Annotated in this window: 19 protein-coding genes and 1 pseudogene; 11 read left to right on the forward strand and 9 right to left on the reverse strand. The window is 62.0% G+C overall.

Going from position 1 to position 20,098, the window contains the following annotated elements:
* Positions 1–562: 562 nt before the first annotated feature.
* Positions 563–1,009 (reverse strand): hypothetical protein, encoded by a 447-nt coding sequence (locus tag ACP2YO_RS17100; protein ID WP_426441872.1) that lies wholly within the window; start codon positions 1,007–1,009, stop codon positions 563–565.
* Between the two features lie 160 nt (positions 1,010–1,169).
* Here ACP2YO_RS17100 and ACP2YO_RS17105 point away from each other — a divergent pair, with 160 nt between their 5' ends.
* The 4 genes from ACP2YO_RS17105 to ACP2YO_RS17120 all read left to right on the forward strand — a co-directional run bounded on the left by ACP2YO_RS17105 (position 1,170) and on the right by ACP2YO_RS17120 (position 5,608).
* Positions 1,170–1,397: a hypothetical protein gene (locus ACP2YO_RS17105; protein WP_426441873.1), complete on the forward strand. Its 228-nt coding sequence runs from the start codon at positions 1,170–1,172 to the stop codon at positions 1,395–1,397.
* Between the two features lie 147 nt (positions 1,398–1,544).
* The gene (locus ACP2YO_RS17110; protein ID WP_426441874.1) at positions 1,545–3,011 is read left to right on the forward strand and encodes a caspase family protein; all 1,467 of its coding nucleotides are present in this window, start codon (positions 1,545–1,547) and stop codon (positions 3,009–3,011) included.
* Between the two features lie 73 nt (positions 3,012–3,084).
* Positions 3,085–5,118, forward strand: a complete 2,034-nt coding sequence (locus tag ACP2YO_RS17115) for a pyrroloquinoline quinone-dependent dehydrogenase (RefSeq protein WP_426441875.1) — start codon at positions 3,085–3,087, stop codon at positions 5,116–5,118.
* Positions 5,119–5,314: 196 nt separating this feature from the next.
* Complete coding sequence (locus tag ACP2YO_RS17120; RefSeq protein WP_426441876.1) at positions 5,315–5,608, forward strand: HdeA/HdeB family chaperone; 294 nt, start codon at positions 5,315–5,317, stop codon at positions 5,606–5,608.
* Positions 5,609–5,693: 85 nt separating this feature from the next.
* Here ACP2YO_RS17120 and ACP2YO_RS17125 read toward each other — a convergent pair whose 3' ends face one another.
* The gene (locus tag ACP2YO_RS17125) at positions 5,694–6,155 is read right to left on the reverse strand and encodes a PaaI family thioesterase (RefSeq protein ID WP_426441877.1); all 462 of its coding nucleotides are present in this window, start codon (positions 6,153–6,155) and stop codon (positions 5,694–5,696) included.
* Between the two features lie 44 nt (positions 6,156–6,199).
* Positions 6,200–7,675 (reverse strand): amidase, encoded by a 1,476-nt coding sequence (locus ACP2YO_RS17130; protein ID WP_426441878.1) that lies wholly within the window; start codon positions 7,673–7,675, stop codon positions 6,200–6,202.
* A 143-nt stretch (positions 7,676–7,818) separates the two neighbouring features.
* Here ACP2YO_RS17130 and ACP2YO_RS17135 point away from each other — a divergent pair, with 143 nt between their 5' ends.
* From ACP2YO_RS17135 to ACP2YO_RS17145, 3 genes are all read left to right on the forward strand, one after another.
* Positions 7,819–7,950 carry a peptidylprolyl isomerase gene (locus ACP2YO_RS17135; protein ID WP_426441879.1) on the forward strand — a complete coding sequence of 44 codons (132 nt, stop codon included), beginning with the start codon at positions 7,819–7,821 and terminating at the stop codon, positions 7,948–7,950.
* 80 nt (positions 7,951–8,030) lie between these two features.
* Entirely contained in the window at positions 8,031–8,333 is a 303-nt protein-coding gene (locus ACP2YO_RS17140) for a hypothetical protein (RefSeq protein WP_426441880.1), read from the forward strand.
* 98 nt (positions 8,334–8,431) lie between these two features.
* Positions 8,432–8,662: a hypothetical protein gene (locus ACP2YO_RS17145; RefSeq protein ID WP_426441881.1), complete on the forward strand. Its 231-nt coding sequence runs from the start codon at positions 8,432–8,434 to the stop codon at positions 8,660–8,662.
* Between the two features lie 129 nt (positions 8,663–8,791).
* Here the strand turns inward: ACP2YO_RS17145 and ACP2YO_RS17150 are convergent, their stop codons facing one another.
* Positions 8,792–8,980 (reverse strand): hypothetical protein, encoded by a 189-nt coding sequence (locus tag ACP2YO_RS17150; protein WP_426441882.1) that lies wholly within the window; start codon positions 8,978–8,980, stop codon positions 8,792–8,794.
* Positions 8,981–9,330: 350 nt separating this feature from the next.
* Between ACP2YO_RS17150 and ACP2YO_RS17155 the strand changes: the two genes are divergently transcribed.
* Positions 9,331–9,600 (forward strand): hypothetical protein, encoded by a 270-nt coding sequence (locus tag ACP2YO_RS17155; protein ID WP_426441883.1) that lies wholly within the window; start codon positions 9,331–9,333, stop codon positions 9,598–9,600.
* Between the two features lie 1,267 nt (positions 9,601–10,867).
* Here ACP2YO_RS17155 and ACP2YO_RS17160 read toward each other — a convergent pair.
* The 3 genes and pseudogenes from ACP2YO_RS17160 to ACP2YO_RS17170 form a co-directional block, all read right to left on the reverse strand.
* A complete protein-coding gene (locus ACP2YO_RS17160) occupies positions 10,868–11,299 on the reverse strand; it encodes a hypothetical protein (protein ID WP_426441884.1) in 432 nt (143 codons plus the stop codon).
* A gap of 564 nt (positions 11,300–11,863) precedes the next feature.
* Positions 11,864–12,640 (reverse strand): annotated as a pseudogene (locus tag ACP2YO_RS17165) (IS1 family transposase); the annotation flags it as partial.
* Positions 12,641–12,688: 48 nt separating this feature from the next.
* Positions 12,689–13,030, reverse strand: a complete 342-nt coding sequence (locus ACP2YO_RS17170; RefSeq protein ID WP_426441885.1) for a DUF6894 family protein — start codon at positions 13,028–13,030, stop codon at positions 12,689–12,691.
* A 519-nt stretch (positions 13,031–13,549) separates the two neighbouring features.
* On the opposite strand from ACP2YO_RS17170, the gene ACP2YO_RS17175 reads away from it, so the two are divergent.
* From ACP2YO_RS17175 to ACP2YO_RS17185, 3 genes are all read left to right on the forward strand, one after another.
* Complete coding sequence (locus ACP2YO_RS17175) at positions 13,550–13,816, forward strand: hypothetical protein (protein ID WP_426441886.1); 267 nt, start codon at positions 13,550–13,552, stop codon at positions 13,814–13,816.
* A gap of 605 nt (positions 13,817–14,421) precedes the next feature.
* A complete protein-coding gene (gene recA, locus ACP2YO_RS17180) occupies positions 14,422–15,516 on the forward strand; it encodes a recombinase RecA (RefSeq protein ID WP_426441887.1) in 1,095 nt (364 codons plus the stop codon).
* A gap of 102 nt (positions 15,517–15,618) precedes the next feature.
* Positions 15,619–16,467: a hypothetical protein gene (locus ACP2YO_RS17185; RefSeq protein ID WP_426441888.1), complete on the forward strand. Its 849-nt coding sequence runs from the start codon at positions 15,619–15,621 to the stop codon at positions 16,465–16,467.
* A 152-nt stretch (positions 16,468–16,619) separates the two neighbouring features.
* On the opposite strand, the gene ACP2YO_RS17190 is transcribed toward ACP2YO_RS17185, so the two are convergent.
* Both ACP2YO_RS17190 and gcvP read right to left on the reverse strand, forming a co-directional pair.
* Positions 16,620–17,057 carry an acyl-CoA thioesterase gene (locus ACP2YO_RS17190; protein WP_426441889.1) on the reverse strand — a complete coding sequence of 146 codons (438 nt, stop codon included), beginning with the start codon at positions 17,055–17,057 and terminating at the stop codon, positions 16,620–16,622.
* 151 nt (positions 17,058–17,208) lie between these two features.
* Positions 17,209–20,097 (reverse strand): aminomethyl-transferring glycine dehydrogenase, encoded by a 2,889-nt coding sequence (gene gcvP, locus ACP2YO_RS17195; protein ID WP_426441890.1) that lies wholly within the window; start codon positions 20,095–20,097, stop codon positions 17,209–17,211.
* Position 20,098: the final 1 nt, after the last annotated feature.

Genomic DNA, 20,098 nt, shown 5'->3' on the forward strand with positions numbered 1-20,098 from the left:
CTCACGGACGACGGTGGCAACAAAGCGCTCACCGGGGAGAGCACGAAGGAAACCGTAACACCATCGCGCAGGGAAAGCCGGCGTTCCCGGTTACACCTGTGGTCCTACCCCGGTGCTTTCTGTTGCACCGGGCCCATGGGTGCGATCGGCACCCGGCTTTCCCTGCGCCCTCTATCAAGATAGAGGGCGAAACGAACGGCAAGACTCGGGCAAATCATGTCGCGAGAGCGAGAATGCGTATTTTCCGTCATTGCGAGCGAAGCGAAGCAATCCATGCCTCCACTTGCGGAAGCATGGATTGCTTCGTCGCTATCGCTCTTCGCAATGACGGCGCGCCACGCGCGCCACACATTCTGTGTCGTCCTGGCGAAGGCCAGGACCCATTACCCCAAATGGGAATCGTTACACGATGCTGGGGCTACGATCCCCTTCACAACAAATTTCGGTGGTTGGGTCCCCTCCTGGCTTTCGCCAGGACGACGATGGGAGATGTCGCGGGCTCTACACTGTCTTCATTCTGTGCGAGGAGGGATTGCGACGATCTGATCGGAAACCATCGATCTCACCGCGTGGCCGTCGTGCCGATCGGAACGGGGTTCTCGATCGGCTCGTAGTTTTCAGTCAGGCAATTGTCGTCGGCCTCGGCCTGCCGGCGATCGGAGATCACGCCGCCTTCGATGAAGACGCGATAGGTCTGGGTGCCGAGCGGCTTGCCGACCACCGAAGTCAGCTCTGCGCGCACGCAAGCCGTCCAGCCGGGACCGCGCGGATCGTGCAGCGGCGCGGAGACCCGCACATGGGCTGGCAGCGAGCCCGCGGTGAACACCGAATCCAGCTTTGCGCCGACCAGTTGCTTGACATCCGGAGGTGTTTCGAGCGGCGCCGGATCGGTAGCTTTGACCTTCAATATCTCCGGCCACACCGCGTGGCTGTCCGCCAGCCCGCAGCCGCTCAACACCAGCGCCGCGCCGGCCAGCAGCGCCGCAACACAAACTCGTCCCTGTCCCATGGAATTAATTTAATATGCGGGCGCCAAGATTGCGCCCCCCTGGTGGCGTTGAATTCGTTTCGCGCGGTGCGTTTGGTCGATCAACAAATGCTGATAGACAAGCTATCTTTGACGTCTGGGTGTTGCCGGACATTTCTGTGACCGGTGGGGAGAGGTTGACATGAAGAGATTCACGATTGCGGCCGTCGTTCTGGCTTTCATTACGACGCCGGCGTTGGCCCAGGGCCGACACGGCGGGCAGAAGGAAGACAACGCGACGGCGACCAAACCCAAGGTCGATGAGAAGGCCTACAAGGCCGCGCTCGATCGCATCCCCGAGCCCAAGGAGAAATACGATCCCTGGGGCGTCACCAAGCCTGCCGCCGATCCCGCCAAGAAGCCGAAATAGGTCCTGCTACGGAGTCGCCTCGCGCGGTTTGCGACAATTCAGTCGTCGAACCCCGCAGCCGTGGCGCTTCACTTTGACGCGCAGCCATGAACCTCCACCCCGACGCGCCCGACCAAGTCCTGATTAATAAATTGTCGGGAGGTTGCTATGATCGGTCGTTCGCTGCTCAGCATACTCGTGCCTGCCGCGATCCTGCTCGGCGGTTCGCCATCGTCGGCCGAGAACCGTCTTGCGCTGGTGATCGGGCAATCGGCCTACAAGTCGGTCCCCGCATTGCCCAACCCGGCCAATGACGCCAGGGCTGTGTCACAGATGTTGACCGATTCCGGGTTCGCTGTGACGTCGGCGTCCGATCTGTCGCAGGACGAGATGCGGGCCAGGATCAGCGACTTCGCCGGCCAGATCGCCGCGAAGGGCGCCGACACTGTGGCGCTGGTGTTCTATGCCGGCCATGGCGTGCAGATCGACGGCGAGAATTATCTGGTGCCGGTCGATGTCGATCCGAAACGTGAGGCTGACATTCCGATCCAGGCGGTCCGCCTCAACGATATCCTGAACACGCTGACCTCGGTGCCGAGCCGGATGCGCATCCTGCTGCTCGATGCGTGCCGCAACGATCCATTCCCCGAGCTCAACAAGACCGCAGGCCACGGGCTCGCCATCATCGACGCCAGGGTCGGCGCACCCGGCACGTTCGTGTCGTTCTCGACTTCACCGGGCGCGGAAGCCGAGGACGGCAGCGGGACCAACAGTCCCTACACGACGGCGTTGCTGGCCTCGGCGAAGGAAAAGGGAATTCCGATCGAGGACACCTTCAAGCGCGTTCGTCTCGCCGTGAACAAGGCGACCGACGGCCGGCAGACGCCGTGGGATAGTTCCTCGCTCACCGAAGATTTCAGCTTCGCAGCCGGTGCAGCGCCATCGCAAGCGACCAGCCCGAAGCCGGCCGCGGCCAAACGCAGCGTCGACGACTGGAAGCGCGACTTGCAGGGCAAGCCGGTCGAGACGGCCAATGAATTGATCGTGGCCGACGGCACCGATGAGGCCTATCAGGCGTTCGCTGCGCTCTACACCGGTACGCCGCGCGGCTTGCAGGCGCGCGACTGGCTCGACCGCCATCGCCGCATGGTGGCGTGGAACAGCGCGGTTCTCGTCAACACGGCGGCGGCCTATCGCGCCTTCCTGGCGCAATATCCCGACAGCGATCTGACGGCGACGGCCAACAAGATGATCGAACGGCTGCGCTACCGTCCCGACGCGATGGCCATGGCCTTGAGCGTGCCGGCGACCAATGTCGCGCTCGCTGCGCCGACCTGTCCCTGCAACAGCGCGCCGCGGCTTCCGCTGCAGAAGGCCAATCTCCCGGCGCCGAAGGCCGATATCGCTGTGAAGAAGCACGTTGATCCCAACCCGCCGAAGCGCGCAGGCAAGCGGCCGCCTCGCTATGTCGATGACGGCGATGATGTCGTCGTGGTGCGCCGTCCGCCCCCGGCCGTGGTCTATGAGCCGGTCGGGCCGCCGGTCGGCGTCGGCATCGGGATTGGCATCGGTGGCGGTCACTTTGGCGGCGGCGACCGCTTTGGGGGCGGCGGCATGCGCAGGGGTGGATACTGACCCGCCGATGGCGTAAATGCTTGCCGCGCGAGATGCGGCGGCTTGTGAGAATCGCATCGGCGGGACGGATGCGATGCGATCACTGCTTCGCCTGCTTGCGCTGCTGTTGCTGTGCGCGACGCCGGCCCTGGCCTGGGATCATTGGGGCGGTGACAGCGGCGGCATGCGCTTCTCGCCGCTGACGCAGATCACGCCTGACAATGTCGGCACTCTCGTGCGCGCCTGGGCGTTCCACACCGGCGATCTCGAGGTCCGCGCGCCCGAGGTCATGAAGCGCACCAAGTTCGAGACGACGCCGCTGTTCGTCGAGGACAGCCTGATCTTCTGCACGCCATTCAACGAAGTGATCGCGCTCGATCCCGGCACCGGGGCACAGAAATGGCGCTACGATCCGAAGATCAGCACCGCACAGCGCCCGGCCAACCGTTATACCTGCCGCGGCGTCGCCTACTGGGTCGACGATCACGCCGCGGAAGGCGCCGCCTGCCGGTCGCGGATCTTCACCGGCACCAACGACGTGCGCGTGATCGCGCTCGACGCCAAAACCGGCAAGCCGTGCGCCGACTTCGGCACCAACGGCGAGATCAGGATCGACGTCGGGATGAAGCTGGAATGGCCCGGCGAATTCCAGATCACGTCGGCGCCGGTGATCGGAAACGGCGTCATCGTGGTCGGATCTTCGATCGCCGATAATAGCCGGGTCGACGCGCCGCTAGGCGCGGTGCGCGCCTATGACGCGCGGACCGGCCAGCCGCGCTGGAGCTTCGACCCGTTGGTGCATGACGGGGTCACCGCCGGCCACAGCAATGTCTGGGCGCCGATGTCGGTGGACGAGGAGCGGGGCCTGGTGTTCCTGCCGACGACATCGCCGAGCCCGGATTTCTGGGGCGGCAAGCGGCCCGGCAACAACGAACATGCCAACTCTGTGGTGGGGCTGCGGATCGCGACCGGCGAACTGGTATGGGCGTTCCAGACCGTGCATCACGACGTCTGGGATTACGACCTGCCGGCGCAACCGACATTGGCGCGGATCGACACCGGCGAGGGCATGCGCGACGTCGTGATCCAGCCGACCAAGCAGGGTTTTGTGTTCGTGCTCGACCGCGACACCGGCAAGCCGGTTTGGCCGATCGAGGAGCGGCCGGTGCCACAGAATGGCGCGCCGGGCGAACTTCTGTCGCCGACGCAGCCATTCCCCACCCACGTGCCGCCGCTGATGCTGCAACAGATCTCCGCGGCCGATGCGTTCAACCCGCTGCCGAGCTTCGGGCGATCGGCCTGCGACAAGCTGCTCGGCGACTCCCGCAATGAAGGCCTCTACACGCCGCCGTCGACGCAGGGCACGGTGGTCTATCCGATGACCGGTGGTGGCGTGAACTGGGGCAGCGCGGCGTTCGATCCGGTCAACCAGATCCTTTACGCCAACACCAGCCACGCCGCGCACATCGTCAAGCTGATCCCGCGCGAGGAAGCCAAGGACTTCCATCCGCCGCCGGGCCATGATTTCGGCCGGCAGCAGGGCGCCCCGTTCGCAATGTCGCGGGCGGTGGCGATGTCGCCGCTCGGATTGCTTTGCAACAAGCCGCCCTGGGGCGAGATGGTGGCCGTCGACCTGAAGGCCGGCAAGATCCTCTGGCATTCGACGGTCGGCACCAGCGAGGATCTGGCGCCGCTCGGCATCGCGTTCCATTGGGGCTCGCCGCTGCTCAGTGGCGTCGCGATCACCGGAGGCGGGCTCGTCTTCACCGGCGCGTTGGATGCCTATCTGCGCGCCTTCGATGCCAAATCGGGCCGGGAGCTGTGGCTGGGCCGCCTTCCGGTGCCGGGCGTCGCCAATCCGATGACCTATCTCTGGAAGGGCGAGCAATATGTCGCGATCGGCGCCGGCGGACATTCCGAGGCCGGCACCTCAATCGGTGACAGCGTGGTGGCGTTCCGCCTGCCGCGCCAGGGCGAGGGGCCGTCGCTGTGGTCGCGCATGATCGACCGCCCCGGCGGGCGCTTTGCGGTCAAGGCGGTCGAGGCCGTTCTCGGGCTGATCGCGTTGATCGCCCTGGTCGTGCTGCTGTGGCGCTGGCGGCGGAGCCGCCGCGTGAGAGCCGTCTGATGTCGCAGCCGTGTGTCACACGTCAGAAAATGCAAATTCTCATTCCGTGCATCGAAACGACGTGCGGTTTGATCCCGCGCGGTGCCATGCTCGCGTCCGCCACGACGTTTCGTTGACGACGTCGCGAGCGGAAGCGCCTACGAAACGCTTCCCGACGACCTGTTTATTTTTAAAATCTTTGCTCATGGAGATTGCGATGAAGATCACCGCTTCGATCCTGCTCGCCGCCGCGCTCGCGCTGCCGTCCGCACCCGCCAATGCCGTCGTATTCGATCTCTCGACCATGACCTGCAAGCAATTCATCGAGAGCGGCGACGATACGATCAAGCTGGTGCTGACCTGGATGGACGGCTGGTACAAGGGCGATTCCGACGAGGCGATTATCGACACGGACGTGTTCGTCGAGAACGCCAAGAAGTTCGGCACCTATTGCGGAAAGAATCCGACCATCAGCATCGTCAATGCGGCCGAGGCCGTGCTCGGCAAGTAGTCCTTCTTGTTTGAGCATGATCTCCGCGCAAACGCGTCGCGTTTGTCGCGAGGGAAAACCGCTTCACACTTTTCCGGATCATGCTCTATCCGGGCAGCATGGCGAACGCGCTCGACACCATCGCCACCGGCTTGTTGTCGGCGGCGGAGGACAGCGTGACGCGGCCAAAGCTCATGGTGCGGCCGAGCCTGATCACGCGCGCGTCGGCGAGCACGTCGGAGGCGGTCGCCGCGCGCATGAAGTGCGTGGTCTGGTCGACCGTCGTCATCGGGCGATAGCCCTTGTTGGCCGCCAGATTGGCGAGCACCATCGCAGTGTCGGCAAACGCCATCAATGCCTGTCCGGACACGACGCCGCCGCTGCGGCAGATCCGTTCCGAGAATGGCATGCGCAGCACGGCGCCGGGCTGCCAGTCGGCAGCGTTGGCGGAGGGGGCTGCGAAGTCGAACTGCTCGACCGACAGATTGAGGTCCAGCACCCACGGCGCAAAGATCTCGCCGAGCGCGCGTCTGGCCTCGTCGATCCCGAACTCTCCGGCTTGCTGCATGACGTCCCCGTACCCCTTCCCGATGCGTTGTTGTGCATCCTGCCTCAGTTGCGCGTGACGTGCACGCCCGGCTTGTTGCCGCCATTCCATTTGCCGCCGATCGCCCGCTCGATCTGGGCGGCGAGCTGCAGGAGCAGCCCGTCATTGGCCTGCTTCGCCATCGCCTGGATGCCGAGCGGCAGGCCATGCTCGTTGGTTGCCAGCGGCAGCGAGATCGCGGGGATGCCGCAGAGATTGGCGAGCGGGGTGAACGCGAAGTTGCGCCAGAGATTACCGAACCAGTCCGGCACCGATGGATTGTCGCTGATCGTCAGATATTCAGTCGTGCCGATCTTCGGCGTCGGCAGCGCCGTGATCGGCGTCAGGATGATGTCCCAATCCTCGAAGAACGCGCCGAAGCCGCGTGACGTGGTGTTGAAGGTGGCCTGCATGCGTGCGCGATCGGCAAACGAGGTGTGCCGGCCGTGCTCCCAGATCCGGATGTTGACCGGCTCGATCAGGTCCGCAGGCGGCCGCTCCAGGGAGCGTGCGGCGAGCATGTTGCCGATCACGACGGCGAAATTGCTGATGTAGCAGGTGGTCTGCGCCGCGAAGGCCTCCTGGTAGTCGATAACAGGCAGGGCGTAGTCGACCTGATGGCCGAGGCCTTCCAGGAAGCGTCCGACCTGTTCGAGTTCTGCTGCGATATGCGGCGTTGCGCGATAGTCGCCCCATTGATGCGACAGCGCGATTCTGAGCCGCGCCGGATCACGCGTGATAGCGGCGGTGTAGGGCTCGGCCGGAGTCCAGAACGGCATGAACTCGCCCGGGGCAGGGCCGCGGCAGGCATCGACAAAGGCCGCGGTGTCGCGCACCGAGCGCGACTGGCAGCCCTGGATCGAGACCAGCCCGGAGAGATCGGACAGATGCGGCGACAGCGAGAACACGCCGCGCGATACCTTTAGCCCGATATTGCCGTTGACCCCTGCGGGAATGCGGATCGAGCCGCCGCCGTCGGTCGCATGCGCGATCGGGACGACGCCGGCCGCGACCATCGCCGCGCTGCCGGCCGACGAGCCGCAGGTGGTGTAGTCGGTGTTCCAGGGATTGCGCGTGACATAGACCGCGGGGTTTTCGGCCGAGCTGCAGACCCCGAACTCCGGCGTCGTGGTGCGGCCGATCAAATTGAGGCCGGCCTTGCGCATCCTGGCGGTGAGGAAGGTGTCCGCCGCGGCGCGGTTGCCGCGCATCATCAGCGAGCCCATTTCCTGCAGCCGTCCCTTCAGCGTCGGGCCGAGATCCTTCATCAGGAAGGGCAGGCCGGCGAACGGGCCGTCGAGATCGGCGCCGTCCTTGGCCGGGTCTGCGATCACATCCTGAAACAATTCGACAACGCCGGAGAGCACGGGATCGACCTTGGCGACAGCGGCTGCAGCCTGGGCCGCCAATTCCCCGGGCGTCAGCTCGCCTGTCCTGACGCGGGCGGCGAGCGCCGTTCCGTCGTGTTGCGTCCATTCGTCCCAGCTCATCGCCAAAGTCATGCCGTCGATCCCTTATCTTGCTTTGTTTCACACTGTAATTTGAGCGGCCGCCGGGTCAAACCACCTCCGGGTGTAACGGCGTTCCCGGCTTGAAAATGCCCCAGTTTTGGGGCCTATTCGCCCCCGTCAGGGGATGGCCATTCATGTTTCGCAGACTGGTAATGCTGGGCAGCGCGATTGCGATCGGGCTTGCGCTCAGTGGCTGCACCAAATGCGGTCCGATCTGGGATGACTGGATGCAGTCGCCGAAGTCCTGCAAGTCGGACAATCTTTAGGCTCACTTGCTCTAGGCGCGCTTGGCGATGGCCTTTTTGCGGTGGTATATCCCCTCACGAATATGCAAGGGAGCGTCTTCATGAGAATTTTGATCGCGGTCGCCGTCGTGGCGTTGGTGGCGGCGCCGGCCTATGCGCAGCTGCCGCAGATCAACCTGATGCCTGAGGTCAAGAGCAAGACCCAGGACGAGAAGGATCAGGACGCAGTCAACGACAAGGCCTACAAGGAATCGCTTGGCAAGATTCCTGACGCCAAGACATCGTCCGATCCGTGGGGCGCTGTGCGCAGCGATACGCCCAAGGCGGCGGCCCGTCCTGCCAAGCCGAAGACCAAGACCGGAAGCTCCGCGCCGACCGGAAGCAACGCGCAGCGCAGCCAGTAGCGCCGGTCCGCTCCGCATTGATCGTCTCACGCCGACTCGGATTCCGCCGGCGCCAGCGCTATATTGGTGGGGTCGTCAGATGGTCCGGAGTTGCGACAATGGTCTTGCGTCCGCGCGATCTCGCCAACCGAATGGCCGACCGGCGGAAGCCGGATGACGGCTATCTGCGCGAGACCTTCATCCTGCCACGCGGTGCCGCCCGCTCGCGGGCGCGCGACTTCCTCGACCGCTACCCCAAGGCCGCCTATATGAGCGCCGTCGAGAGCTGGCGCGAGCTTCCCGGCGGCGATATCGAGTTCACGATGCGGCGGCTTGCGAGCGCGGACTAAAACGTTTTCGAGCGAAGTGGATCCCCGTTCGCGTGAAGAAAACGCGTCAAAACAAGAATCTAGAGCCCCGTTCCGATTCATCGGAACGGAAAAGGCTCTAGATCATCAACTGGCCGCGTCGGGGCGGCGTCAGCGCGACGGATCCTGTCTGGCCTTCTTCAACTCGCGGTCGATCCGCAGCTGCACGCGGCGGATCGCCAGCAGATTGAGCTTTGCCTCGGTCTTGCCTGTGAAGATCCGATCGTCGATCTGAAAGCGCCATTTCCAGACGCCGACCGTTACCTGCGTGACGGTGAATTCGATACCCTTGTGGGTCATTTGAAAGCTCCGCGGGAATCAGGAGCGGGGCGCTCGGATATTAAACTATAAGTTGTGTTAAATACATAAAACTCGTCAAACGATATTATCGCGGCGCTACGCCGGACCGGGTTCGGTAATCGGCTTCTTCGGGCCAACTCGGAGGCTCGCCGTTCACGCACAGTTTCGATCAAGGAAATTGACCGGGCAGTTACCGTGACGAACACCAATGGAACCCGCGTGTTCCCCTGAAGGCTACGTAGTTTTTTCAGACCTCAGGAGGTGTACCAAGGTAGTAGGCGCGACGAGGCGTCGGCCCCAGTCTCAAGTCGTTCAAGGTGAAGCGGGGGTGGTTTTGGATACCTATCCAAATGTCTGATCTTGAAAGAGAAAAATTAGCGCAAGGAAAGTTGCGGCCGGCTCGGAACTTTGTTCTGGGCCGGAGAACTACGGACGCCAAGCCTCCCGTCGCTGCGCCCCCTGCGCAATATGATATTGGCTGGGCGCGTCGGAGCTACGGCTGCGGGATGGAACCCTACGATTCGCAGGAGAAGGTCAAAGTCACAGCGGGTGCGGTGGCGGCCGTCGTGATGACCGCGATGCCGTTTGTGATTCTGTTCGCAGTCCTGATCGCCGCATAAAGACCGACGCCGCCTGAAGTTCTCGACGCCAATAAATCGAAGAGAACACCGCGCAAGGCGAGTTCGGTAGTCCTACTGAGAACGCATCAAGTCACGGTTACCACTGGCTTAATTCAACAATATCATCGCCGGAATTCGACTTCGGATGCCGCGGCTTATGCGGCGGCGACGATGAACGGCTTTCGCCGGCCGGTACTGGCCGAAATAGGCCACTCGCGGGATCAAAACAGGCCAGCGCGCGACGCTGGTTCTTGTGCCGTATTCGGCATATTTGCTACACCCAAAGATTGTTCTCGAACCGGCTTGAAACTCTTAACCGATGACGGCGATCTATCGATCGATACGTGTTGGTAGCGTCGGGGGTAATCAAATGAGAAGGCCATTATACATCGCTACCGCGCTCGCCATCTTCATCGTGGCGTTTCTTCATGGCGCCGATGCTCACGCGGCGAGTGGCTACCCGCGAGAGCGCACGGCGTGACGTGCTGAAATGAAAGAGGCCGCCAACTGAGGCGGCCTCTTTTGCAGATCGATTAGGCTGTCTTGTTGACTGCGCCTTTTGCGGGGGCGGCAGCTGAGGGGGCGGCAGCTGCGGGCGCAGCGGCCGGTTTTACCTTTGGCGGGTGTGCCTGATGAGGTTGGTGAATGGCAGGCGAATGTGCTGCGCCGCCGGCGGGTGAAACGCTCATTCAAATGACCCCTTCTGGTTTACTCAGGTCCCTTCTACTCCCTGGACAAGAATCGTCCGTTAAGCGATGCTCGGACTTCCAACCAATTCAGACCACTACCAAAATCAAACTAGGCCACTAGGGGATAAAACAGGCCAGCACCCGTCGGTGCTGTCCTAATTAGGGCACTCGCGGGAACAGATTAGGACACCGCACGTTATCTAGCACTCAGCACCGTCCAAGGCCTCGACGCATCCAGCCCCGCGTCGGGGCCTTTTGAGTTCCGCTGTGCGGAACACCGTGCTCTTACGGAATTCCCAAGCCCTGTGGATAAGTGTAAACAAACTCTTGCCGGGGCTGGAGCATTTCATCCCGTATCGCGTTTTTTGAGAATTTCCCGGTAAGGGGCCACTGCGTGAAGTGGCCCCTTTCGACTCAGCGGCACCGTAAGACGGCCTCAGCATCAACCTCCAAGTGTGCTGAGGACTACCCTATCTAGCGACAGCTATCAGGACTTGGAGGACCGGTTGGAGATCGTCCTTCGAGGACTGAAACGGCGGTTGGTGGCAAGAGCGGCACCTGAATCGGCATCTCAGACGTCAGCGCAGGTTCCCTTCATGATTACGCAGGCTCAGAAGGAAGCGTTGAGAGCCAAAGGTTTTGAGGACTGTCAGATCGCCCATATGACGCCGGAAAAAGCCCATCAATTGCTGGGAATAATGTCGCCGCCGCCGTACTGAAAAATGAAAGAGGCCGCCAACTGAGGCGGCCTTTTCTAAAAATAGCAAACGAAACCAATTTCCTAAGTGGGGCCCGGAATGGGCCCCAAGTGTCATCGCCGTTTGATGGTGATGACGATCTTGATGCTGATAAGCATCTGATCCTCCTTCCCACCACCGTGCACGGTGGCTTGCGGATTTACAGACGGCCTGCTCCGCGAGGGCGCTTGAAGGCGCGCTCTCCCGATCGGTACGGTTGATGGACTTGCCAAGTTCGTTGCTGGGTGTGGGCTCGATCCAGGCATAGAGCATTACGTCGCTATACTCAGGTCTCAGGGGATAGAGACTTGCCAGTCATGCGAAGGCGGACCGGGCCACGCCTACCTTGAACCGACTGTGGATTTTCTGGGAGGGAAGGCGGAAGGGCCGCGCGCCGTGGCGGCGGCTCTCGGGTATGGTCTCCCCGTCTCCGAATTGCGCCGACTGTGGCACGTCGTTGACGGGGAGTTAGAGGGGCCAATTTGGTCTATGACCTTTAGTTCCAAGGCGCACACTCATTTGGCGACTCAAAAAGCCAGGGCCGCTGATTATTTTAGACGGAGGAAAACGCGCCGCATCTAGCCAAGTTTTTTGCAATCATCGCATCGCGGCCGTCCGGCCATCCCTGACTTTCTGTGCTGCGATTTAATCGTTTTCCCAGCCGGGCAATTGTCGTGGTCGTGATAAACGTTGCGATGAGACGGCGGATATTCGGGCGAATCCGTGTGATAGGCAGGCACCTTAGACATTAATTTTCTCCAATAGCTTTATAGTTGAAACAGGCTATTGGTAGCAATCATAAGTTGAATTTGCAGCTGCAACCTTTGGGGGAGAGCATCACGCCTTCCCACCTTCAATTACGGTGAACTTCCGACGCCGATCCGGCGGGGTCTCAGTCGGCAGCGCAGGCGCAATAGAGAGCGCAGCATCAACAAGCTGCGCAATGGTCCAAGCCTTCTCAACCACTCCCAGCGCCTTCGCTGGCGTCGTGCGGAGGGCTTCATGCACCCGGCACAGATTGTAATGCGCGACGTACAGCGCGACGGCTGCAATGTGGTTGTCCAGCTTCTTTGAAAAGCCGTTCGTCAACCGGGTGAACCGGCGCGATCCCATGCGCAGGGAAAGGTTCTGCCGTTCGATGTAGCTCGTTGAGATGTACTGATCCGGATCGCCCGTTACTACCTCACGGCTTACCGCTACTACCTGAGCGGGGCTGTAGCGGGTAACGGCATGCTTGGCGAGGTTGGTTACGCTGTAGGTCTTTACGATCACGCCATGCGAGGCGTCGCCGCCAAAGGCGTCACGGATCGCCATGCGGTAGGGATGGAAGCCATCCGTGCTGATCTCGGGCTGGCCGATGACACGGCTGCGGAGGTCATGCAGGAAATCCATTGTGCTTTCGGTATTCCGCTTGCCGACGCCCCAGCTAATAATTGCCTTCTGCGTTCCGGCCATGCCGATGAAAACGTACTGATCGCCTTTAGCATTGATCTCGTGGCGCTGGACGTTCTTTTGCTTCTTGCCGACGAAAGACCATGCCTCATCAAGTTCTAGGCGGTTCACTCGAATGCCGACCATAATGTGATCGTGCAATTCCTGGCACCCGCGACCGAGTGGTGTTCACTGAGGGGAACAATCCTCAGACCTACCTCAAGCTGATCGCTAGCGGTGAGGTTGACGAAACGATGCTGGACGCACTTGAGGATTATGTGAAGCGCCAAAAGAAACGCCTTGGGCTTCCTGCAAAAAATGAGGCCGCCAACCGAGGCGGCCTGACCACTTTTCGACAATAACTGATCCTCTCACCACGAACAGGGTCCGCTTGCCGTCGGTTACTTCGGTAGCGACATAGGTATTTTTGGATTCTAGCTCAGCCCCTTTCAGGCCAGTCGGCATCCGCTGCACGGCTCGGTGACAGGCTGCACTATCGGTCGGGAGTAGTGTTCCATGCGGGTCTTCAGTCTTTTGCCCGCGTACATACTGATGGAAGAAATAGCGATACATCGCGCCTCTCCATTTGGGGATCAACGTCCGCAGAGAGGCATGGTTCAAAAGTCAACTCTATTTAGGGGCAAGTGCGCTGGGGAACTCCGGCGCCGAAGCGCCGGAGTCCTAGCGCGGCCTCGGTCCCCCGTGCACGGGCTCATCCCGGAAACCACCATAGCAGTATAGCCCTGTGTCCGGTTCACGACATAGGCAAAAATCAAATCAGGCCACTAGGGGGATAAAACAGGCCAGTACCCGCCGGCCGGTGCTGGCCGAAATAGGCCACTCGCGGAATCAAAACAGGCCACTAATCAGGAACGATTGCCGCCATGCCGTGTTGGTTTCAGCCGCCGGATGCCGCGCCGCCCCCGTCGGCATCCGTTGGAATGACGGCCCTAGCACCTCCCCGGGCTGGGGCCGTTTCTTTTGGCCACTCGCAGATGCGCACTTGCATTTTTCAACTGATTGTGGATCGATGCAACCTATAGTTAATTGGCATTAACCATAAGGCTGAGAGAATCAGCTATTATAAACCCGTTGGCCCGCAGCAGCGGCAAAATCTATGCTTTGCTCCAAGCACATAAGGCTAAGGGCGGGGAACGGGCCAAAAAGCTTTTTCAGTTCTTGAATGAGATTGGCGCTCGCGCGCTGGGGCGGCATCTTGGCCGAGTTTTAGAAATGGCAGAATCTTCGGCAGATAAGTGGGAGTATGAGGGGAAAGTCGCCCAGCGGTTTGGTTTCGAGCAACAGCTAGAGTTGCCCATGCCAATGCCGGCACCCGAAACGAAAGAGGCCGCCAACTGAGGCGGCCTCTCGATAAACCTGCCCCAGGTTGGGAGCCGTGTCGGGGTCCGATGCGGCCTACAACAGGAGCATTGCTATGCCGATGATGACGAGCGGGCTTAGCCCGAGCAATACGATGCAAATGCTTCCAAATGGACCGCCGCCCATGACGCAACTCCTGCATGGAGTTGGAACCTACGCCCGATGGAACTCGGCAGAATAGTGCAGATTGCGCCTCCGCAATTCGCAGAAACAAGAATCGCCAATCACGGTTACCACCGAATATCGGCAATCCTCGGAACTCCGTTCACCCATGGAGAACTACGAGGCTTCTCCTTTCGTTCACTGAGATAAAATTCCTTGATGGGGATCAAAATTCCATCGGTGTGGTGGCGGCCGAACCGTCAGTAATCCTACTGAGAACATCGGCCCAACCAATTCAGGCCACTGCGAAAATCAAATTAGGCCACTAGGGGTCAAAACAGGCCAGCACCCGCCGGCCGGAAAGAACATATTGCGAACAGAGAACAAACATGGTACAGACTTGCCCATCAACAAACTATTCCGCCTGACCTCTTCGCCCGTTTGTCCCGCTAGCGAATCCCCGCCATAAGGAGCACATCCCAATGTCCGCCTCTGCCCTGCGTATCGTCGAAGGATCCTCCATGGACAAGTCGAAGGCCCTCTCAGCCGCGCTCTCCCAGATCGAGCGCCAGTTCGGCAAGGGCTCGGTGATGAAGCTGGGCAAGAACGACCGCTCGATGGATATCGAGACGATATCGTCGGGTTCGCTCGGGCTCGATATCGCGCTCGGCGTCGGCGGCCTGCCGAGGGGGCGCGTCGTCGAGATCTATGGGCCGGAATCGTCGGGCAAGACCACGCTGGCGCTGCACACGGTGGCGGAAGGCCAGAAGAAGGGCGGCATCTGCGCCTTCATCGACGCCGAACATGCGCTCGATCCGGTCTACGCACGCAAGCTCGGCGTCAACATCGACGAGCTCCTGATCTCGCAGCCCGACACCGGCGAGCAGGCGCTGGAAATCTGCGACACGCTGGTGCGCTCCGGTGCGGTCGACGTGCTGGTGGTCGACTCGGTTGCGGCGCTGGTGCCGAAGGCCGAGCTCGAGGGCGAGATGGGCGATGCGCTGCCGGGCCTGCAGGCGCGGCTGATGAGCCAGGCGCTGCGCAAGCTCACCGCCTCGATCAACAAGTCAAACACCATGGTGATCTTCATCAACCAGATCCGCATGAAGATCGGCGTGATGTACGGCTCGCCCGAAACCACCACCGGCGGCAACGCGCTGAAATTTTACGCTTCCGTCCGCCTCGACATTCGCCGCATCGGCGCAATCAAGGAGCGCGACGAGGTCGTCGGCAACACCACCCGCGTCAAGGTCGTGAAGAACAAGCTGGCGCCGCCCTTCAAGCAGGTCGAGTTCGACATCATGTACGGCGAGGGCGTCTCCAAGATGGGCGAAATCCTCGACCTCGGCGTCAAGGCCGGCATCGTCGAGAAGTCCGGCGCCTGGTTCTCCTATGACAGCCAGCGGCTCGGCCAGGGACGCGAGAATTCGAAGGCGTTCCTGAAGGCCAACCCGGACATGACCGCCAAGATCGAAACCGCGATCCGGCAGAACTCCGGCCTGATCGCCGAGCAGATCCTCGCCGGCGCGCCCGAGCGCGATGCCGACGGCGAAGAGCCGGCAGCCGCAGAGGACTAAGCCTCAAGGCTTGCATGATTTCGCTGGAAGCGGGCGCTGAGGACGTTGAGTTGCCGACGTCGTCGGCGCCCGCTTCGTTTGGTGCGTATGGCAGGTGATCTCGTGAAACGCCTGATATTAACCGGTTGGCCGTTACTAGAGTTCACCAAGTCCTACTTCGCCGATCTCTCGGTTGATTTCTCCTTCCGCTTCGTCTGGGGATCGCTGCCGTCCAAGGACGAACTGGCAAACTATCTTGGCGCGCGCACATCCGATCACCGTCCCGGCTGTCATTGGTCGGACTTTGCTGCTCGATGGGGTCAGAGCAATAACAGGAGTCGCAAGGACCTGGGCCTGGTTGACTTCTGTCAGCAGTATAAAACGGTCGAGCTGTGGTTTGATACGGACCCGAACGCTCAGTTGCAACTGGTCTGGCTGCTAGATTACTTTCGACCTCACCCACGGCTATTGGCTAAATTGAAGTTGCGTCTTGTTGACCTCAAGATGGTCACGCTTGCTCAGGATGGACTTGGCAAGTGGCGACCGGCGGCTGTCGATGTGACTGAACAGGTACTGGCGACGGCGAGTGCGGCATGGCACGCATTTCAGGCGGCGACGCCGGAAGGCTGCTTTGATCTGCTCAGGCAGGACTTGAGCGCCCTGCCGTTGCTGAGACCCGTGTTGCTAGATCTGCTTGAAGAGCTTCCGTCTCAATCGACGGGACTCGGCGCCACGGAAATGCGGATGCTTGAACTGGTCGCGAGAGGATACTCGCTTACGAACGCGCTGTTCCATCTAGAACAGCTGCGTCAGACTCGAATCTTCAGCGAGTCGGAGTATGGCTACCTGCTTGACGGACTCGCGCATGGCCCGAGGCCGGCTGTGGAAGGCCTTGATGACGAATTACGCACGCTCAAGAGGACAATTTCAGGTCTCGCTTGTTCGCCTATCGCCGAAGCGAGCTTTCCCTGACTGAATTCGGCAAAGGGATTGTCGCACACAAGGAAGACTTTTCTCTCCACAACCCGATCGATCGCTGGTGGGGCGGCACGCACCTCACCAACGATAACCTCTGGCGCTGGAACCCGACGCTGGTGAAGCCGTAGCGTGCGGCTCGCGGCCGCTCACCCCGGCGCCAGCGCCTTTTCCCGGCTCGCAATCAGCGCCCGCAGCTCTTCCGTCACGGCGACCGATTGATGCGTCTTCTGGTCGGTTGCCACCCACACGATCTCGCCCGTCGCGCGAAGATCCTCGGAGCCTCTGGCGAAGATCGCAAGTGCAAGCGTGATCGAGGAGCGGCCGATCCTTGCGACCCGCACGCAGACGTCGATCTCGTCGTCGAACCGGATCGGCGCTTTGTATTCGACGACCGATTTCACCGTGTGGAAGTCGACGCCGGTCCGCGCGACCTCGCCGAGGTAGTCATAGCCGAGGGTGCGAAAATATTCGGTGATCGCGGTGTCGAAATAGGTGAGGTAGTGGGCGTTGAACACCACGGCCTGCGCGTCGACCTCGGAATAGCGGACGCGAAACGGGAAATGAAACCAGAACTCCTGGCGCATGAATCCTCCTGGCTCGGCTTTGCTCTCCAGCAATCGGGTGAACCTTATAATGGCCGAGCGTAGGATGGTGGAGCGAAGCGATACCCATCTGTTGCATCCGCGCGGTGAGATGATGGGTGTCGCTACGCTCCACCCATCCTACAGGAGCGGCTTACTCTGCGGCCTGCGCGTAATCCTCGATCGGCGGGCACGAGCACACCAGATTGCGGTCGCCGTAGACATTGTCGACGCGGCCGACCGGGCTCCAGTATTTGTCCGATCGCGACACGCCGGCCGGGAAGCAGCCTTCGGCGCGGGTATAGGCTCTGCTCCAGGCATCGTCGGCGATGTCGTGCACCGTGTGCGGCGCATGTCGCAGCGGCGAGGCCTCGACCTTCCAGCGGCCCTTCTCGATCTCGGCGATCTCGTTGCGGATCGCGATCATGGCGTCGCAGAAGCGGTCGATCTCGGCTTTCGATTCCGATTCGGTCGGCTCGATCATCAGCGTGCCGGCGACCGGGAAGCTCATCGTCGGGGCGTGGAAGCCGTAGTCGATCAGCCGCTTGGCGATATCATCGACGGTGACGCCGCTGGTCGTCTTCAGCGCCCGCGGATCGACGATGCACTCATGCGCGACGCGGCCCTTGGCGTTACGGTACAGCACCGGGAAATGCGGCTGCAGCCGTGCGGCGATGTAGTTGGCGTTGAGGATCGCGATCTCGGTCGCGCGCGTCAGGCCCTCGCCACCCATCATCAGGATGTAGATGTAGGAGATGGTGAGGATCGACGCCGAGCCGAACGGCGCGGCCGACACCGGGCCGACCGTGTGCACGGTCGCGCCGTCGGTTGCGGGATGACGATTCTCGGGATGACTTGGCAGATAGGGTGCCAGATGCGCTCTTACGCCGATCGGGCCCATGCCGGGGCCGCCGCCGCCATGCGGGATGCAGAAGGTTTTGTGGAGGTTGAGATGGCTGACATCGGCGCCGTAATCGCCGGGCCGGGAGAGGCCGACCTGCGCATTCATGTTGGCGCCGTCGAGATAGACCTGACCACCGTTGACGTGGACGATGTCGCAGATGTCACGGATGTGCTCTTCGAACACGCCATGCGTCGATGGATAGGTGATCATCACGGCAGCGAGGTTGGACGAGTGCTTCTCGGCCTTGGCGCGAAGATCATCGACATCGACGTCGCCGCGCACATCGCAGGCGACCACAACGACATCCATGCCGACCATCGCCGCCGACGCCGGATTGGTGCCGTGCGCGGAGGAGGGGATCAGGCAAATCTTGCGGTGCGGCTCGCCGCGCGCGAGGTGATAGCCCCGGATCGCGAGTAGGCCCGCATATTCGCCCTGTGCGCCGGAGTTCGGCTGCAGCGAGATCGCATCATAGCCGGTGATGTCGCACAGCCACGTCTCCAGCCGCTTGAACAGCGCATGATAACCCTTGGCCTGATCCGCCGGCGCAAACGGATGCAGATTGCCGAATTCCGGCCAGGTCAGCGGGATCATCTCTGTGGTGGCGTTCAGCTTCATCGTGCAGGAGCCGAGCGGGATCATCGCACGGTCGAGCGCGAGGTCGCGATCGCTGAGCTTGCGCATGTAGCGCAACAGCTCGGTCTCGGAGCGATGGGTGTTGAACACCGGATGGGTGAGGAAGGCGCTGGTGCGCTTCAGCTCCTTCGGCAGCGCGTCGCGCGTGGTGGCCTCGATCTCGGCATAAGCGAGCTTGCCGCCGAAGATGCGCCACACCGCTTCGATGGTCTGGGGCGTCGTCGTCTCGTCGATGGCGATGCCGAGCGTGGTCGCGCCGATCCGCAGGTTGATCTGCTCGGCAAAAGCGCGGGTGACGAATTCGCTCTGCCTGGCGCCGACCTCAACGGTCACGGTGTCGAAGAACGCCTCGCTATCGGGCGTAAAGCCGAGCTTGCGCAGGCCAGCCGCCAGCACGGCGGCGCGGCGATGCACGCTGCGCGCGATATGGGTCAGGCCTTCGGGGCCGTGATAGACCGCATACATCGAGGCGATCACGGCGAGCAGCACCTGTGCGGTGCAGATGTTGGAGGTCGCCTTTTCGCGGCGGATGTGCTGCTCGCGGGTCTGCAGCGCCAGCCGGTAGGCCGGCGCGCCGCGCGAATCCACCGACAGGCCGACAAGCCGGCCGGGCAGCCAGCGCTTCAGCGTGTCGCGCACCGCCATGTAGGCGGCGTGCGGACCGCCATAGCCCATCGGCACGCCGAAGCGCTGCGCCGAGCCGACCGCGATGTCGGCGCCGAGTTCGCCGGGTGAGGTGATCAGGGTCAGCGCCAGCAAATCTGCTGCGACGATCGCCAGCGCGCCCTTCGCGCGCAACGATGCGATGGCGGGCCGCAGGTCGCGCACCGCGCCCGTCGTACCCGGATATTGCAGCAGCGCGCCGACCACATCGGTCTTGTCGAGCTCGGTCAGGGGATCGCCCACGATCAGCGCCCAGCCCAAGGGCGCGGCGCGGGTGCGCATCACCGCGAGCGTCTGCGGATGGACTTCCTTGTCGACGAAGAACGCCTTCGCCTTCACCTGCGAGTGCCGCTCGGCGAGCGCCATCGCCTCCGCCGCTGCGGTCGCCTCGTCGAGCAGCGAGGCGTTGGCGACATCGAGCCCGGTGAGGTCGCAGATCATGGTCTGGAAGTTGAACAGCGCTTCCAGCCGGCCCTGGCTGATCTCCGGCTGATACGGCGTATAGGCCGTGTACCAGGCCGGATTTTCCAGGATGTTACGCTGAATTACCGCGGGCAGGATGGTGCCGGAATAGCCCTGGCCGATCAGCGAGGTGAACACCTGGTTCTGCGCGGCGAGCTCGCCCATATGCGCGAGCGCCTCGGTTTCGCTCAGCGCACGGCCGAGATCAAGCGGCGCCTGTTGCCGGATCGAGGACGGCAGCGTCTCGCTCATCAGCGTTTGCAGGCTCGCGGCGCCGACCGTCTCCAGCATCGCGTTGACATCGCGCGGCGAGGGGCCGATGTGGCGGCGGACGAAATCGGTGGCGGCGTCGTTGGTCGGCTTGAAGGGCGCGTTCATG

This window comes from Bradyrhizobium genosp. P (assembly GCF_049949265.1).
In the GTDB taxonomy this organism is placed as follows: Bacteria; Pseudomonadota; Alphaproteobacteria; order Rhizobiales; family Xanthobacteraceae; genus Bradyrhizobium.